Below are 14,953 nucleotides of genomic sequence, written 5' to 3' on the forward strand. Positions count from 1 at the left end.
GCGTGGGTGGCGTTGCGGGTGGCGCGGCGGACCTCGGCCTCGTCGGGCTTGGGGACGTCGCGGCCGTGGTTCTTGGCGGGGTCGTAGGAGTCGGCTTTCGCGTCCGCCGTGCGCACGCCCTCGGTGGCGGTGCCGAGGGCGGTGTGTGCGGCGGCCAGGTCGGCGCGGGCGGTGCGGGCGTCGCGCAGTGCCTTGTCGGCCTGGTCCTGTGCGCTCTCCAGGTCGGGCCAGTAGGAGGCGAGTGCGTCGCCGGCGAGGTTGTAGGACTTCTTGAGTTTCTTCAGTTTGCCGGGGGCTTCCTGGAACTCCTCGGTGAAGGAGTCGGCTGTCTTCCCGGCCCAGGACAGGATCGTGTCCTCGCCCGCCATCCCCTTGATGTCGCGCAGGACTTGGGCCACGTCGTCCGCGAAGTCGTGCAGTGAGGCCGCGAGCTTCTTCACTCGCTGCGGGTCACCCGGTACCGGGTCCTTGTCCAGGTCCAGGATGTGCCAGTCCGTCGGACGGTACGCAGCCACCGAAGCCCCTCCCCCGTGTCGTCCGCGACTACCCTGCCATGCGCCGGGGGCGAGCAACAGCGGTGACCGTGAGGGCTGCACGCTGGTGCCGGCCCGGCGTCGATCGGCTGTTTCGTGGCGCTGATTCGGTGCCGTCGGTAGCGTGGGCGGCCTGTGTCTGGTTCCGTCTCGTCTCGCCCCACCGGGAGTTGTCCGTCCGTGAATCGCCGTCGTCGTCCTCTGCTCGCCGTGACCGCGTTGTGTGCTGTCGCAGCTTTCTCGCTCAGCGCCTGTGGGGGCGGTGATGACGCGTCCGACGAGAAGGCCGACAAGCCGGTCGCCGGGGCGGACACGTCCGGTGGGAGTTCTGCCTCCGCCGGCCCCAGTCCCAGCGCCTCCACCGCTGCGGGGCGGCCGAAGATCGAGCTGCCCGCCGATCTGACCTACGACTTCGAGTGGCCGAAGACGGGGGACGCGAAGAAGGACGCGGTGATGGCGGACACGCGTCAGTACCTCCAAGCCGTGGACATGGCCATTGCCCGGCAGGACCCGGACGATCCGGCTTTCCGCTTCTACACGGCCGGGGAATCGGCGGCCGGCGCTCAGGCGTATGTACAGCGTTTCGTCGACACGCACGACCGGACCACCGGAGTCATGCGGTACTCCAAGCCGAACGTGCAGATCAACGACGACGACACCGCTGGGTTCACGTACTGCGAGGACCAGAGCAAGGCGTACCGCAAGAACGTCAAGACCGGGAAGACGAAGGTGACTCCGGCCACCAAGGACGGCTACGTCCTCTACAACGCCCGGCTCCGGCTCAACGGTAAGGGCGTATGGGTCACGGAGAAGCTCGTATCCGATGCGGGGAGCGACCTGTGCCAGCCGTGAGGAGAAGCTGGGCGTGGGCCGGATGTGCGGCAGCACTGATCCTTCTCTGCCCGACGCAGGCGTCGGCGGTACTCGGCGATGACAAGGGCGACCAACACGTCTCCGGCAACGCCGACAAGTCCGGCAACCTGTCCGCCACCGCCGCCGGGGCCGGGGTCGTCATCGACCGGTCGCGTAACGGGCACGGGCAGGGGGCTGGGCCGGTGGCCGCCGCCTCCGACTGGGAGCCGCCCGCCTGCTACTACGCGCCGAAGTACACGCCCGACGAGTTGCAAAAGTACCTGGAGCCGATCTGGGCGGTGGACTCCACCGGGCCCGAGTGGGACGCCGCGCAGCGTAAACGGTATGTCGAGGGCGGGGAGTACAAGGACTTCAACAAGGCCAAGGCGGGGGAAGGGTTCTTCTGGGACTCGTTCGTGACGCCGGGGCGGGAGGGGGACCCGGGCGCTCTGGCCTGCGACAAGCCGATCTTCTGGGTGGACACCGGGGACCCGCCGCCGGCCGACGTTCCGCAGGCCGTGACACCCGAGGTGCTCGCGCAGCTCGCGTACGCGGAGATCCGGGTGCCCTCCACGGAGGTGGAACTCGCGCCGGAAGCCGAGTCGAAGGTGAACCTGCCGACCTGGGCCTGGCTGGACGGCGCCAAGTTCGAGCCCGTGGCCGTCACCGCCTCCGTGCCACGCCTGGGGATCGAGGCCACGACCGTCGCCGAACCCGTGTCGCTGCGCATCGAGCCGGGTACGGACGACGCGCGCACCCTGCCCGCCTCCGGGGTCTGCCCGATCACCGACGGGCACATCGGGGAGGCGTACGCCCCGGGCAAAGCCGACCGTACTCCGCCCTGCGGCGTCACCTACCTGCGCGCCTCGCACGGCGGGAGCTACCCGCTGCGCGCCACCCTCACCTGGAAGATCCACTGGACCGGCACCGGAGTGGCCCAGCCCCAGGACCTGCCCGACGGGGAGTTCGGCGCCGCACAGGACGTCGTCGTACGCGAAGTCCAGGCCGTCAACCGGTGACACCACACCACACCGGGGCGGTGCGGCGGGCGCCCTCATCCCCCGCACAGTTTCAGTCCCTCCGGGGTGTAGCACGGGAGATGGCCGCGGGTGCGGACTATCTCCTGGCCCGCGCCGTGGATCATGAAGGTGAGGAAGTCGGAGACCAGGGAACTGCTGGGCGGGTTGCCGTAGGTGTAGGCGTACTCGATCTCGCGGAAGGGGTAGCGGCTGGCGGTCAGGTCGTCGGCGGAGGGGCGGTGGCCGTCGATCGAGAGCGGGTGGAGGCCGGCGGGCAGGTGCTGGTCGGTGCCGAGGTCGGCGTAGCCGAGCGCGCCCTCCGTTCGCGCGACGACGTCGAGGACGTGCCGTGTGTCCTCCTCCTCGCAGCGGTTGATCTTGACGTTCGGGTTGTCCTTGACGCCGCACACGCTCGCCGAGACGGCCTTCTCCCGGCCGTGCAGGACGCGTTCCTGGAGCACTTTCCTGGTGCCTGAACTCGCGTCGCGGCTCACGAGCACCACCGGGAGGTCCGGGCCGTCGGCCTGCTTCCAGTTGGTGGCCCGGCCGAAGTACAGGGCCTTGATCCGTTCGCTGCTCAGGTCCTTCAGCGGCACCGAGTCGTTGACGACGAGGGAGAAGACGGAGACGGCGACGCGGTGGCCCTGGAGCCGGGGGTAGCCCGCCGGTTTCGCGCCGTCCGAGAAGGCGATCGTCGCGGGTGAGCCGGACTTCGTCGCACTCCCGGTCTCCGTGAGCCGCTTGATCCCCTCCGTGCTGCCCCGCGTCTCCACCCTGATCCGCGAACCGGGGCACTCCGCCTCGTACTTCTGGCCCAGTTCCCCGGCGACCGGGCGGAAGGCCGTCGAGCCGGTCAGGGTGAGCGTGCCGGTCGCGCAGCCGCGCGGCGGTACGTCGCCCGGCAGGAGGATGAGGGTCGCCAGGGTCAGGACGAAGGCGGTCAGCACGGCGAGGCTGATGCGGGCCGCGCGGGACAGCAGGGGCGGGGTCTCGTCGGGGGACAGCGCCCGGTTCGGGGTGACCCGGCCCTCCAGCAGGCCGCCGCTCACCTTCACCTCGCCGCCCACCTCGCCGCCGTCCAGCAGCACCAGGAGCTTGTAGTACTCGCCCCGGTTCAGCGGCACCCGGGGGATGTCGAGGACGCTGCCCGAGTAGGACAGTCCGCCGCTCGGCGCGAAGTGCGCGAGCAGGTGTTCCGAGCCGGGGCGCTGCGTCACGTCCAGTCCGCGTACCGTCCGGCCGGTGAACTCGGCGGTCAGACCGTGCAGTTCGTGGCCCGTGTAGTGGCTGGCGTCGATGGACTGGGAACCGTCGTTCTCCACGCGCAGCAGCACCAGGCTCGTACCGGGGCCGGCGGGCGCGTCGTCGCCGAAGCCGTCGAACAGTCCGAGCGTCGCCGGGACCCGGCCCTGCTCGCGGCCCGCGTCCCGCGCGCGTATCGGCATGTCCACCTGCACGCGGTAGCCGATGTGCCGTCGGCGCGGTACGCGTCTCTCGTACCAGAGCAGCACGACCGAGGCGATGACACCGAGTACGGCGGTGAGCACCGCCACGACGTTCTCCGCGCTGAGCCATTCCACGACCGCGTACTCCCTCGGCTGGGCCTCGACGCGTGGGGGTGCGGTCACCGTACGGCGGGGGGAGGGGGTGGTGGCGGCCGGTGGGGGAGTGGCCGGGGAGTGTTCGCGTGCCGTTCTGCGGGGGCGGGAGGAATGTTCGGTTCCGCCCGCCCGCCCGCCCGCTCTCACTCACGGCCCGCCCTCGTCACCAGAAGTGCTTCGTGAGCTGCGCGGGCGGGGTTCCGTGCCGTAGGAAGTGCCCGCCGAAAGAGGCCGAGAGCTGGGTGAAGTCCCTTTACTGCCAGGGGCTTTCGAGGGCGGTCGCGGTGCCCCGGACCTCTCCCGCGCCGAGGTCCAGCCGGAGGGTGCCGAGGGGGTTGCCGGAGGCGTCGCACGGCCGCACCGTGCGCTCGGTCTCGTCCAGGAGGAGGTGGACGGAGTACGTGCCCCGGGTCCCGTCGGCCCACGCCCGGTAGAGGTGCCTGCCGGGCGCTCCCGGGCCCGGCGGCGCGAGCGGTACGCGTACGAGGTGGAAGGACGCGGCCACGTCTCGTCCCCTTCCGGGAAGGCGGACGCACAGCGGACGGCGGTCAGCGGTCAGCGGACGACAGGGTGTCGCGGACGGCGGACGGCGGACGGCGGACGGCGGACGGCAGGGGGTCGGGGGCGGCGGACACCGGGCGGTGTGGAGTGCGGCGGACACCGGGCGGCGCGGAGTGCGGCGGTGCGGGGGCGCCCGGGTGTCCGTCGTCCCCGACACTCTGTCGTCCCCCCGCCCCGGCCCGCTGACGGAACGCCCATGCCGGACACCCGGGGCGTCTCCTAGCCTGGACGGTATGACCCCTCAGCCTGCTCAGCCGAACCCCCAGCTCGGTGCCGCCGTCAAGGCAGCCGACCGCGCGCACGTGTTCCACTCCTGGTCCGCCCAGGAGCTGATCGACCCGCTCGCCGTCGCCGGCGCCGAGGGCTCCTACTTCTGGGACTACGAAGGCAACAGCTACCTCGACTTCACCAGCGGACTCGTCTTCACCAACATCGGGTACCAGCACCCGAAGGTGGTCGCCGCGATCCAGGAGCAGGCCGGGAAGCTCACGACCTTCGCGCCCGCCTTCGCGATCGAGTCCCGTTCGGAGGCCGCCCGGCTCATCGCCGAGCGCACCCCCGGCGACCTCGACAAGATCTTCTTCACCAACGGGGGCGCGGAGGCGGTCGAGAACGCCGTCCGCATGGCCCGCGTGCACACCGGCCGCGCCAAGGTCCTCAGCGCCTACCGCTCGTACCACGGCTCGACCTCCGCCGCGATCAACCTCACGGGCGACCCGCGCCGTTGGGCCTCCGACACCGGTGCGGCCGGGGTCGTGCACTTCTGGGCGCCGTTCCTGTACCGGAGCGCGTTCTACGCCGAGAACGAGCGGCAGGAGTGCGAGCGCGCCCTCACGCACCTGGAGGACACGATCGCGTACGAGGGTCCGGGGACGATCGCCGCGATCGTGCTGGAGACCGTCCCCGGCACGGCCGGGATCATGGTGCCGCCGCCCGGCTACCTCCAGGGCGTGCGGGAGCTGTGCGACCGGCACGGCATCGTCTTCGTCCTGGACGAGGTGATGGCCGGCTTCGGGCGGACCGGCAAGTGGTTCGCGGCCGAGCACTTCGACGTCGTACCGGACCTGATGACCTTCGCCAAGGGCGTCAACTCCGGTTACGTGCCGCTCGGCGGGGTCGCGATCAACGGCGAGATCGCCGAGACCTTCGCGCGCCGCCCCTACCCGGGCGGGCTGACGTACTCCGGGCACCCGCTCGCCTGCGCCGCCGCCGTCGCGACGATCAACGCGATGGCGGAGGAGGGCGTCGTGGAGCACGCCGCCCGGCTCGGCGAGGAGCTGATCGGCCCCCGGCTGCGGGAGATCGCGGCGCGGCACCCGAGCGTCGGGGAGGTGCGCGGGCTCGGCATGTTCTGGGCGCTGGAACTCGTCCGGGACCGCTCGACGCGCGAACCGCTCACGCCGTACAACGCGAGCGGGGAGGCCGCCGCGCCCATGAACGCCTTCGCCGCCGCCGCGAAGAGGAACGGCCTGTGGCCCTTCGTGAACATGAACCGCACGCACGTCGTGCCCGCGCTCAACATCAGTGAGGCGGAGGCGAAGGAGGGCCTCGCCGCGCTCGACGAGGCGCTCACCGTCGCGGACGGATTCACCGTCTGAGGGCTGTGGACCGGCGTCGCGCGGACGGTTCCGCCGTCTGAGGGCTTTGGGCCGGCGTCGCGCGGACAGATTAACCGCCTGAGGGCCTTGGACCGGCGTCGCGGACGGATTCGCCGTCCGAGGGCTGTGGACCGGCCGTCTCCGGAAACTGGCCGACCCGTTCCCGACGGCCCGTCAGGTGGGTGCCGTACGCTGAAGTCAGGGTCCCCTCTCGGGGCCCTGACCTCAATCGTTACCATGTGAATCGCTCCGGGCGCGGAGCGGGCGCGTAAGGTGTCGTGCTCCCGCTCCCGCTTCGGCGAGGAGCGGACGGACGAGGACGGAAGAGGACGGACGGCGACGGCGACCGCGAACGCGGCCCAGGGAGGCAGACCGACGATGCGCGGTACCGACAGCAGCGCTGTCACCCGCAGCACCCTGCGGCAGCAGATCGCGGACGCCCTGCGCGACGAGGTCCTCGCGGGCCGGCTCGCCCCCGGCCAGGAGTTCACCGTCAAGGAGATAGCCGAGCAGTACGGGGTGTCCGCGACGCCCGTGCGTGAGGCGCTGGTCGATCTCTCGGCCCAGGGCCTCCTGGACTCGGTGCAGCACCGCGGTTTCCGCGTCCACACCTTCTCACTCGACGACTTCCGCAACATGATCGAGGCCCGCTGCCTCGTCTCCGACGCCGTGTTCGGCGGGATCGCCGCCGAGGACCTGCTGCGTTCCGCGCCCGGCGCCCTCATCTCGATCCGGCGGCGCGGCGAGGAGGCCCAGCGCGCGGCGGCGGCCGGCGACCTCAACGTACTGATCGGCTACGACCTGCGGTTCTGGCGCGAGCTGAGCGCGGTCTTCGGCAACCCGTACCTGTCGGACTTCCTGCACCGGCTGCGGGTCCAGTCCTGGGTCGGGGCCGTCCCCTTCCTGCGCCGCCAGCCCGAACTGCGCGGACTGCTGTGGACGGGCCACGGGGAACTGGTCGAGGTCATGCTGAGCGGCGACCCGCAGGCCGCGCAGGCCCTCGTCACGGCGTACAACCGGGACTCGCTGCGGCTCATCGAACACCTCGCGGGCGGCGGCGAGGGCCCGGCCGCGCGCAGCGGTGGGGCGTTCTGAGGCGGGCGGCCGGTGGCGACCGCGGCTCGGCGCGCCGGCGGCCGGCGGTCACCGGGGGGCCGGGAGGACCGGGGCCCGGTGTCCCCGGTCCTCCCGGCCCCCCGGTGTCCCCGGCCCCCCGGCCCCCGGTGTCCCCGGTGTCCCCGGTGTCCTGGAGGTTCCGGGGGTGTACCGCGTCCGAACCGTCACCGGCCGGGATCTACGCCAGTGCGGGCGCCCGCACTACGCTGTCCGCACCGCCGGAACGCGTGACACCGGAACGCGTGACACCGGAACGTGTGGCATCGCGACCAGTGGCACGGGAACGGGTGACACCGGGACCTGTGGCACCGGATCGGCGGACGCCCGTAACGCCGAGCCCGTCCGTAACGCCGAGTTCCCTTCGTACGCCGAGCCCTTCCGTCCGCCCGCCGGGCCTGTCCACGAGACCGGGTGGCCCGGACGTGAGGACGCGCGACGTTCGCCCACTGAAACGCCGAGACGCTTGAGGAGACGCCCTCTTGGCCTGTGACCTGTGGTTGGTGCCCTTGGTCGACGTGCTGTGCCACAGCCCCGACAACCCCTTCGCCGAGGAGATCGCCACCTACGACCAGGCGCTCGGCGCCGCCGGTCTGCCGCCCGTGCCGGTCTACGCCTACATGCCGGGCCTGTCCGGGGACGTCGCGCCCGTCGCGGGCTTCGACTACGACGCCCTGCACTTCCTGCGCCGGGCCTACCTGCTGAAGCTGTGCGGCTTCGACGTGAGCCCGGTGGACGAACTGGGCGGTGACTACGAGCAGTTGCTGGAGATGTTCGAGCCGACCGCGCAGCAGTCGCACCTCGTGTGGCACTACGACCACGCGGGAGCCTACGTGCCGCTCGACTTCTCCGTGCCACTGGCCAACGACGAACTCCTCGCAGCGGGTGGCCCGTTGGGCTCCTCGCACGGGCTGCTGCGGGAGCTGGAACTCGTCGCGCCCGCCCTCGGTATCGACCCCGCCAACCCGCCGCCCGCGCCCGCCCCGCCCGCCGGTCCCACCGAGCTGGAGGAGCCGGCCGCCCCGATGGTCCGGGACGACGGCCCCTTCGCCAGGGAACGGCACGTGTGGCTCGGCCTGCACACGGCGGCCACCAGGAGCCTGGCCCAGGGCTCGATGATCGTGTTCAGCTGAGCGATGGATTTCAGTGAGCTGAGCCGGGCCGGGCTGGGGGAGCGGGCGGCCGCCGGGAGGACGGGCGGCCGCCACGCTCCGGCGATCACCGTGAGGGAAGCGTCCGGGGCCCCTCACCGGGCGTCGGGCGGCCGCTGCCTCGGCATGTTGGGCCGGGCTCCCGTAGGCATCGAGAAACGTCCCTGCACGGGAATCTCGGGACGCTGACCGCCCGCCGCGGAGGCGGACTGCGCGGCGAGCGGGGCCGGTCCCGAATGGAACTCCACCATCCAGTCGGCGGTCTCGGACCGGACGAGTTCGGTGACGTCCTCGGTGAAGCGCCGCAGCACCGTCAGGCACCGTTCGGTGGCCTCGCTCGCGGTGCCCTCGGCCGGGCCGAGCACCTCCCGGACGCTCTCGGAGGCCCAGTCGAACTGGAGGGTCTGCAAGCGCCGCTGCACGGCCTGCGCGGTCGCCACGTCCCGCATCCAGCCCGAGGTCAGCCCGAGGTAGCGGTCGCAGGCCACGCAGGCGCCCGCGACGAGCAGGGAGAGATACCCCCACTGCGCGGTGCCCTCCAGCCGCCCCGCGAGGTCCAGTACCGGCAGCGCGGCGCCCGTCACGACACCGGTGGCGGCACCGGCCCGCAGGGCACGGGCCGCGCGCCGCTTCCGGAAGCGGTCGGACAGGTACCACTGCGCGGTACGCAGCGCCCCGGCCTCCACCCACTGGTACAGCTCGTCCAGCCGCTCGGCCGGTTCGCCCCAGTCGCCGAGCGGGAAGGGGCGCCCGGTCAGGTCCGGCCGCGCCTCATCGGGCTCACCGGGGCCCGGCCGCTCCTCGCGGGGGTCCTGGGGAGGACCCTCGGGCTGCATGTCCGGCTGACTCACCCGTCCACTCCCTCTGCCTGCCTCTGCATCTCGGCGACCGCGCGTCCCGGTGACCCGCGTCCCGGCACGACCGCGCGTCCCGCGGGCTCCGTGCGCCCGCACGGATCGCGACCTTGCGGATCGCCCATTTACGCACAGTCGCGCGCCTTCCCCGTACGCGCCCGTAAGCGGTCCGTGAGCGCCGGTACGGGTCCGGTACGGGTTCCGCGCGCCGCTCCCGTACGCGTACCGGTCGCGTCTCCGGGGCGCGGGTCGGGTCTCTTCCGTCCCGACGTACGCGGTCAGGCCCTCGCGCGCCGCTTTGGCGGAAGGCATCTTCCTACCGCCCAATGGGTGGGGGCGGGCCCGGTTTCCCGCGCTTTCCGCCCGGACGAGGGGTGTGATCAGGTATAGGACCGTGTCCGGCATCACTCGAAAGAGTGCCGGGGCATCGGGTACCCGGCTCACGTACGCTCGATGCGGGTGGAATGGTGAAGCCGCCGCCGCCCGAGCAGGACCCGCAGGCGTACGCCCACAGCAGTACCGGCAGTACCGGCAGTACCCAGCGGCAGGCAGGACGAAGACACTGTGACCCGTAGCCGTCCGGAGAGCAGTCCGGCGGTGTCGAAGAGCGAAGAGCCAGGAGCTGATCGTGATCCCCGGTGGTGGCCAGCCCAACATGCAGCAGCTGCTTCAGCAGGCCCAGAAGATGCAGCAGGACCTCGCCCAGGCCCAGGAGGAGCTGGCGGCGACGGAGGTCGACGGCCAGGCGGGCGGCGGCCTCGTCAAGGCGACGGTGAACGGCTCGGGCGAGCTGCGCTCCCTCGTGATCGACCCGAAGGCGGTCGACCCGGAGGACACCGAGACCCTGGCCGATCTGGTCGTCGCGGCGGTCCAGGCCGCCAACGAGAACGCGCAGCAGCTCCAGCAGGAGAAGCTGGGCCCGCTCGCCCAGGGCCTCGGCGGAGGCGGCGGCCTCCCGGGCCTGCCGTTCTGACCTCTCCCTGTCCGGCCCCTCGTCGCTCTCCGGCCCGTCTCGTGGACCTCGGGGGGAGAGCGCGGTTCCGGGGCCGGGGTGTGCGGAGTCCTCGCGGAGCTTGTGGAAGAGCGGCGGGCCCCGCCCGTCGCCCCTTCCCCGGGGCAGCCGCTCGCCCTACCGTGAATCCGGGGGCCGGGGGCCAGGACGGGCGTCCTGGAACACCGAACACCGAACTTGAAACACTGAGCAGTGAGCAGTGCTCTCTAAGCACTGATGAGTAACGAACGCCGAACGCCGAACGCCGAACACTGAATCACTGAATACCGCACGTTGACGACCGAAGAGATCCCGTCGTCCCCGTCACCGGGGCCGGCGGTCAGGAAAGGCGACTGATCCGTTGTACGAAGGCGTGGTCCAGGACCTCATCGACGAACTGGGAAGGCTCCCCGGCGTCGGTCCGAAGAGCGCGCAGCGGATCGCCTTCCACATCCTCCAGACCGAGCCGACGGACGTACGGCGGCTCGCGAACGCCCTGATGGAGGTCAAGGCGAAGGTCCGTTTCTGCGCGGTGTGCGGGAACGTGGCCCAGGAGGAGCGCTGCGGCATCTGCCGCGACCAGCGCCGCGACCCCACGGTGATCTGTGTCGTGGAGGAACCGAAGGACGTCGTCGCGATCGAGCGGACCCGGGAGTTCCGGGGCAAGTACCACGTGCTCGGCGGGGCGATCAGCCCGATCGAGGGCGTCGGCCCCGACGACCTGCGGATCAGGGAACTGCTCGCGCGCCTCGCCGACGGCACGGTGACCGAGCTGATCCTCGCGACCGACCCGAACCTGGAGGGCGAGGCGACGGCGACGTACCTCGCCCGCATGATCAAGCCCATGGGCCTCAAGGTCACCCGCCTGGCCAGCGGACTGCCGGTCGGAGGTGACCTCGAGTACGCGGACGAGGTCACCCTGGGCCGGGCCTTCGAAGGGAGACGACTTCTCGATGTCTGAGTCCGACGTGCCGGGCGCGAGCGACGCGACCGAAGCGACACTGCGCCACGACGGGGCCGGGGGCCCCTCCGACTTCGCCGTCCAGATCGCCGACCAGATCGAGAGCTTCATCGTCGCGGTCACCGAGATCGCGAAGGGCGACGACCCCGACAGCGCCGTCCCGTACCTCCTGCTGGAGGTCTCCCAGCTGCTCCTGGCGGGCGGCCGGCTCGGAGCGTACGAGGACATCCTGCCGGACGAGCGCTACGAACCGGACCTGGGCGCCGAACCGGACTTCGACACCCTGCGGGAGGGCCTGGCCACGCTGCTGGACCCGGTCGACGTCTTCTCCGAGGTCTTCGACCCGTACGAGCCGCGCCAGGCCCCGGTCGCCCACCGCCTCTCGGACGACCTCTCCGGCGTCGTCACCGACCTGCGCCACGGCATGGCCCACTACCGGGCGGGCCGCACCTCGGAGGCCCTGTGGTGGTGGCAGTTCTCCTACTTCACCAACTGGGGCCCGATGGCCTCGGCCTCCCTGCGCGCCCTCCAGTCCCTCGTCACCCACGTCCGCCTGGACCAGCCCCTCACCCCCCTGGACGGCCTCGACACCGACCAGGACCTCGGCGAGGAGGACGACCTCGCGGAGGAAGCGGGCCGCGTCATGGCAGCGGAGATCCTGGGCCCCCTGGGCCTGAGCACAACCACACCGAACGGGGAACCGGGGGCGCGGTCGGGGGCGGGGAAGTAACCGCACGGAGCGGAGCGGGCGCGCAATGCGCCACTAGTCCTTTTCTGCGGAAGTTGCAGAAAACGCCCTGGCGCCAGGGGAAACCCGCAGGTCAGGGAGAGTGCTCCCCGCGCGTGCGGGGGTGGTCCCCGCCCTGTGCGGCCATCTGTGCGGCGATGTACGTGCTCCCCGCGCGTGCGGGGGTGGTCCGCACGGCGTCGACTTCAAGCTCCTCAAGACTGAGTGCTCCCCGCGCGTGCGGGGGTGGTCCCACCCCGCCGCCCGCTGGGCACCGGCCGCACCGGTGCTCCCCGCGCGTGCGGGGGTGGTCCCCGGGCCGTCCACTTGGCGGCCTCGTTGTCCACGTGCTCCCCGCGCGTGCGGGGGTGGTCCCTGCTGGGCGAGCGCGTAGACCTCCGCCAGCACGTGCTCCCCGCGCGTGCGGGGGTGGTCCCTCGACCGGGACACGGGGGCCAGGCTCCTCAATGTGCTCCCCGCGCGTGCGGGGGTGGTCCCGACATCTTCGACCTGATCAGCGCGGAGGATCAGTGCTCCCCGCGAGTGCGGGGGTGGTCCCGGCCCGGTGCGCGGTCGCGCGCAGACCGGTCGGGTGCGCCCCGCGCGTGCGGGGGTGGTCCCCCCGAAGGGACTGTCCATCGACGGCCGCACCGGTGCTCCCCGCGCGTGCGGGGGTGGTCCCTCCACCGACCCCACCCAGGCTGCCGACATCGTGTGCTCGCCGCGCGTGCGGGGGTGGTCCCCTGCGGGCAGACAGACGGAGGGGCCCCGGCAGGTGCTCCCCGCGCGTGCGGGGGTGGTCCCATTCGGCCCTGCGGCGAGCGACTGGCCGCAGGGTGCTCCCCGCGCGTGCGGGGGTGGTCCCGCGTACGCCTACAACGCCGAGGCCACTCTGCCCTGCTCCCCGTGTCTGCGGGGATAACCCGAACCCCTACAGGCAGGCAAGATCCTGCTCGGCTGTTCCCGCGGTCCGGTCGGCCGTTGCTCGCAAAAGTTAGCCGGGGGCAGGTACGGCCGCGCCGCTCACTCCCCGCCTTCCTGCAAACGATGGAGTTCGGCGAACAAGCCTCCGGATGACAGAAGTTCGTTGTAGGTGCCGGTCTCGGTGACGGAGCCGTTTCGCAGGACGACGATCATGTCGGCGAGGCGGGCGTTGGCCAGTCGGTGGGTGATGAAGAGTGCGGCCCGCCCTTCGGAGAGCTGGCGGAGGCGCTGGAAGATCTGGTGTTCGGCGCGGGCGTCGAGGGCGGCGGTCGGCTCGTCGAGGATCAGGACCGGGGCGTCTCGGTGGAAGGCGCGGGCGATCGCGATGCGCTGCCACTGCCCTCCGGAGAGGTCGTGGCCGCCCCACCAGGAGCGGGCGAGGGAGGTGTCCAGGCCGTGGGGGAGCTGCGCGAGTACCGCGTCGGCACCGGCGAGTTCGGCCGCCGCGTGCACGGCGTGATCGCCCTCGGGGCGGGGTTGGCCCAGTGTGATGTTCTCCCGTGCCGCGAGCGGCCAGCGCGTGTAGTCCTGCGGAACCATCGCCGTGTTCCGCCAGACCGATTCGGGACTGAGTTCCGCCAGGTGCTGCCCGTCCCAGGTGACGGAGCCGGAGGTGGGCAGGTACAGGCCGGTCAGTAGCTTGGCCAGGGTGGTCTTGCCGGAGCCGTTCTCACCGACGAGTGCGACGACCTGACCGCGTTTCACGTCGAGGCTGACGCAGTCGACGGCCGGGGACTTCTTGCCCGGGTAAGTGAAGGTCAGCTCGCGCGCCCGGATCATCCGCGGTCCACCGGCCGGGGGCGCTGTGGTGCCGCGTCGCATGGCCCAGGCGTTGGCGTGATCGAGGAAGTGCGCCCAGTCGTTGACGTAGAGGCTGGTGGAGAACAGACGCGCCGAGGCGCGGACGCCGCCGGACAGTGAGGCGTTGGCGGTACGCACCACGAGGACGGTGGTGGCGGCGGTCGCGACGTCCATTCGCCCGGTGAGCGCCAGGTAGAGGATGCCCGCCCAGACGACGGCCGTCGCGAGTGCGGCGAGGAAGTCGCCCGCGCCCTGGGTGAGGGCGGCACGGCGGGAAGCGGTGATCTGCTCGGTCTCCAGACGGCCGGAGATGATGCGGTACTGCTCCAGCAGAAAGCCGCCCATGGTGCCCGAGCGCAGTTCGGCGGCGGTCCCGCGATCGGTTGTGTACTGGGCCAGGACCCTGCGCAGCCGGGTGTCGGCGACATTGCGGTGCGCGGCCTCGTGGTCGAGCCGGGCGGCACGCACCGTACCCCACACGCGGGGGAGTACGGCCAGGAGCAGCAGGGGCAGGAGCGCTGCGTTGAGGGTGCCGACGACGACCGAGGCGGCCAGGAACTGGGCGCACGCGGAGATCAGGCTCTGTGCGCCCCCGATCAGCTCGGGCATCTTCTCGGCGCCTTGCGTGGCGGCGAACCGGCCGTCCTCGAAGGCCGAGTCCTCGAAGGCGGTCAGCTCCGCGGTGGTGGCCGCGGTGATGACGGCGAGGTCGGCTTCCCTGTGGACCTGCGGGGCGAGCCGGTTCGCGTAGAAGCGAGTGGCGGCGTCGGACAGGTAGCTCCCGCAGACCGTCACGGTCACGGTCACCAGAGCGGGCAGAGCCTGGTCCAGGCGGTGCGAGGCGGTCCCCGGGGCAAGGAGCGCTGTGAGAAGGGCGGAGGTGGCGCGCAACGCGCCGGCGGTGAGAAGCGCGCAACCCAGGGCGCAGGCGGCGAGGGCGAAGGTGGCCCGGGGATCGGCCTGTCGGCTCAGTAGCCAGGCGCGCCGCAGGGCGGCGGGGAGCCGGGTGGCGATGGCTCGTGTGCTGATTCGCGTGGCGGCGCCGGTGTGGCCGTCGTCCGACAATCGCATGACGGGCGGCGCCCCGGGACCGGTTGGGGAAGCGGCGGATGCGGCCGGGACGGTGCCAGGGGCCGCAGCGGTGGAAGTCACCCGTCACATTGGCGGGGACGTCGACGTGCGGCTTCAACTACATAACGTGGAGTGC

General features: G+C 71.9%; 13 protein-coding genes and 1 CRISPR repeat array. Of the genes, 8 read left to right on the forward strand and 5 right to left on the reverse strand.

What is annotated here, in order from left to right; translation table 11 throughout:
• Nucleotides 1–515 (reverse strand): putative T7SS-secreted protein (locus ACFYMP_RS18735; protein ID WP_388858358.1); only part of this gene is annotated, 515 nt, incomplete at its 3' end.
• A gap of 228 nt (nt 516–743) precedes the next feature.
• Here ACFYMP_RS18735 and ACFYMP_RS18740 point away from each other — a divergent pair.
• Both ACFYMP_RS18740 and ACFYMP_RS18745 read left to right on the forward strand, forming a co-directional pair.
• Nucleotides 744–1,385 carry a hypothetical protein gene (locus ACFYMP_RS18740; RefSeq protein WP_388858361.1) on the forward strand — a complete coding sequence of 214 codons (642 nt, stop codon included), beginning with the start codon at nt 744–746 and terminating at the stop codon, nt 1,383–1,385.
• Entirely contained in the window at nt 1,373–2,404 is a 1,032-nt protein-coding gene (locus tag ACFYMP_RS18745) for a hypothetical protein (RefSeq protein ID WP_388858364.1), read from the forward strand. Before ACFYMP_RS18740 ends, ACFYMP_RS18745 begins: the two co-directional genes overlap by 13 nt.
• 35 nt (nt 2,405–2,439) lie before the next feature.
• Here the strand turns inward: ACFYMP_RS18745 and ACFYMP_RS18750 are convergent, their stop codons facing one another.
• Both ACFYMP_RS18750 and ACFYMP_RS18755 read right to left on the reverse strand, forming a co-directional pair.
• Complete coding sequence (locus ACFYMP_RS18750) at nt 2,440–3,984, reverse strand: substrate-binding domain-containing protein (protein WP_388859007.1); 1,545 nt, start codon at nt 3,982–3,984, stop codon at nt 2,440–2,442.
• A 274-nt stretch (nt 3,985–4,258) separates the two neighbouring features.
• Nucleotides 4,259–4,510: a hypothetical protein gene (locus ACFYMP_RS18755; RefSeq protein ID WP_388858367.1), complete on the reverse strand. Its 252-nt coding sequence runs from the start codon at nt 4,508–4,510 to the stop codon at nt 4,259–4,261.
• 289 nt (nt 4,511–4,799) lie between these two features.
• On the opposite strand from ACFYMP_RS18755, the gene ACFYMP_RS18760 reads away from it, so the two are divergent.
• The 3 genes from ACFYMP_RS18760 to ACFYMP_RS18770 all read left to right on the forward strand — a co-directional run bounded on the left by ACFYMP_RS18760 (nt 4,800) and on the right by ACFYMP_RS18770 (nt 8,410).
• The gene (locus tag ACFYMP_RS18760) at nt 4,800–6,164 is read left to right on the forward strand and encodes an aspartate aminotransferase family protein (RefSeq protein WP_388858370.1); all 1,365 of its coding nucleotides are present in this window, start codon (nt 4,800–4,802) and stop codon (nt 6,162–6,164) included.
• Between the two features lie 378 nt (nt 6,165–6,542).
• On the forward strand, nt 6,543–7,259 hold the full coding sequence (locus ACFYMP_RS18765) for a GntR family transcriptional regulator (RefSeq protein ID WP_388858373.1): 717 nt from the start codon (nt 6,543–6,545) through the stop codon (nt 7,257–7,259).
• Between the two features lie 500 nt (nt 7,260–7,759).
• Complete coding sequence (locus tag ACFYMP_RS18770) at nt 7,760–8,410, forward strand: hypothetical protein (protein WP_388858376.1); 651 nt, start codon at nt 7,760–7,762, stop codon at nt 8,408–8,410.
• A 113-nt stretch (nt 8,411–8,523) separates the two neighbouring features.
• On the opposite strand, the gene ACFYMP_RS18775 is transcribed toward ACFYMP_RS18770, so the two are convergent.
• Nucleotides 8,524–9,264 carry an SLATT domain-containing protein gene (locus ACFYMP_RS18775; protein ID WP_388859010.1) on the reverse strand — a complete coding sequence of 247 codons (741 nt, stop codon included), beginning with the start codon at nt 9,262–9,264 and terminating at the stop codon, nt 8,524–8,526.
• Between the two features lie 646 nt (nt 9,265–9,910).
• On the opposite strand from ACFYMP_RS18775, the gene ACFYMP_RS18780 reads away from it, so the two are divergent.
• The 3 genes from ACFYMP_RS18780 (at nt 9,911) to ACFYMP_RS18790 (ending at nt 11,964) form a co-directional block, all read left to right on the forward strand.
• Entirely contained in the window at nt 9,911–10,255 is a 345-nt protein-coding gene (locus ACFYMP_RS18780) for a YbaB/EbfC family nucleoid-associated protein (protein WP_388858380.1), read from the forward strand.
• 379 nt (nt 10,256–10,634) lie between these two features.
• On the forward strand, nt 10,635–11,234 hold the full coding sequence (recR, locus tag ACFYMP_RS18785; protein ID WP_363145516.1) for a recombination mediator RecR: 600 nt from the start codon (nt 10,635–10,637) through the stop codon (nt 11,232–11,234).
• Nucleotides 11,227–11,964: a DUF5063 domain-containing protein gene (locus ACFYMP_RS18790; protein ID WP_388858384.1), complete on the forward strand. Its 738-nt coding sequence runs from the start codon at nt 11,227–11,229 to the stop codon at nt 11,962–11,964. Before recR ends, ACFYMP_RS18790 begins: the two co-directional genes overlap by 8 nt.
• A 100-nt stretch (nt 11,965–12,064) precedes the next feature.
• A CRISPR array of direct repeats spans nt 12,065–12,826; the repeat unit is 29 nt; unit sequence GTGCTCCCCGCGCGTGCGGGGGTGGTCCC.
• 158 nt (nt 12,827–12,984) lie between these two features.
• Here the strand turns inward: ACFYMP_RS18790 and ACFYMP_RS18795 are convergent.
• The gene (locus tag ACFYMP_RS18795; RefSeq protein ID WP_388858387.1) at nt 12,985–14,817 is read right to left on the reverse strand and encodes an ABC transporter ATP-binding protein; all 1,833 of its coding nucleotides are present in this window, start codon (nt 14,815–14,817) and stop codon (nt 12,985–12,987) included.
• Between the last annotated feature and the right edge of the window lie 136 nt (nt 14,818–14,953).

The organism is Streptomyces sp. NPDC007088, assembly GCF_042869355.1.
Taxonomy (GTDB): Bacteria; Actinomycetota; Actinomycetes; order Streptomycetales; family Streptomycetaceae; genus Streptomyces.

Bases quoted from the DNA above. Each gene is read 5' to 3' on its own strand.
- ACFYMP_RS18795 (WP_388858387.1), bottom strand. From the start codon at position 14,817: ATGCGATTGTCGGACGACGGCCACACCGGCGCCGCCACGCGAATCAGC.
- ACFYMP_RS18790 (WP_388858384.1), top strand. From the start codon at position 11,227: ATGTCTGAGTCCGACGTGCCGGGCGCGAGCGACGCGACCGAAGCGACA.
- ACFYMP_RS18760 (WP_388858370.1), top strand. From the start codon at position 4,800: ATGACCCCTCAGCCTGCTCAGCCGAACCCCCAGCTCGGTGCCGCCGTC.
- ACFYMP_RS18765 (WP_388858373.1), top strand. From the start codon at position 6,543: ATGCGCGGTACCGACAGCAGCGCTGTCACCCGCAGCACCCTGCGGCAG.
- ACFYMP_RS18775 (WP_388859010.1), bottom strand. From the start codon at position 9,264: ATGCAGCCCGAGGGTCCTCCCCAGGACCCCCGCGAGGAGCGGCCGGGC.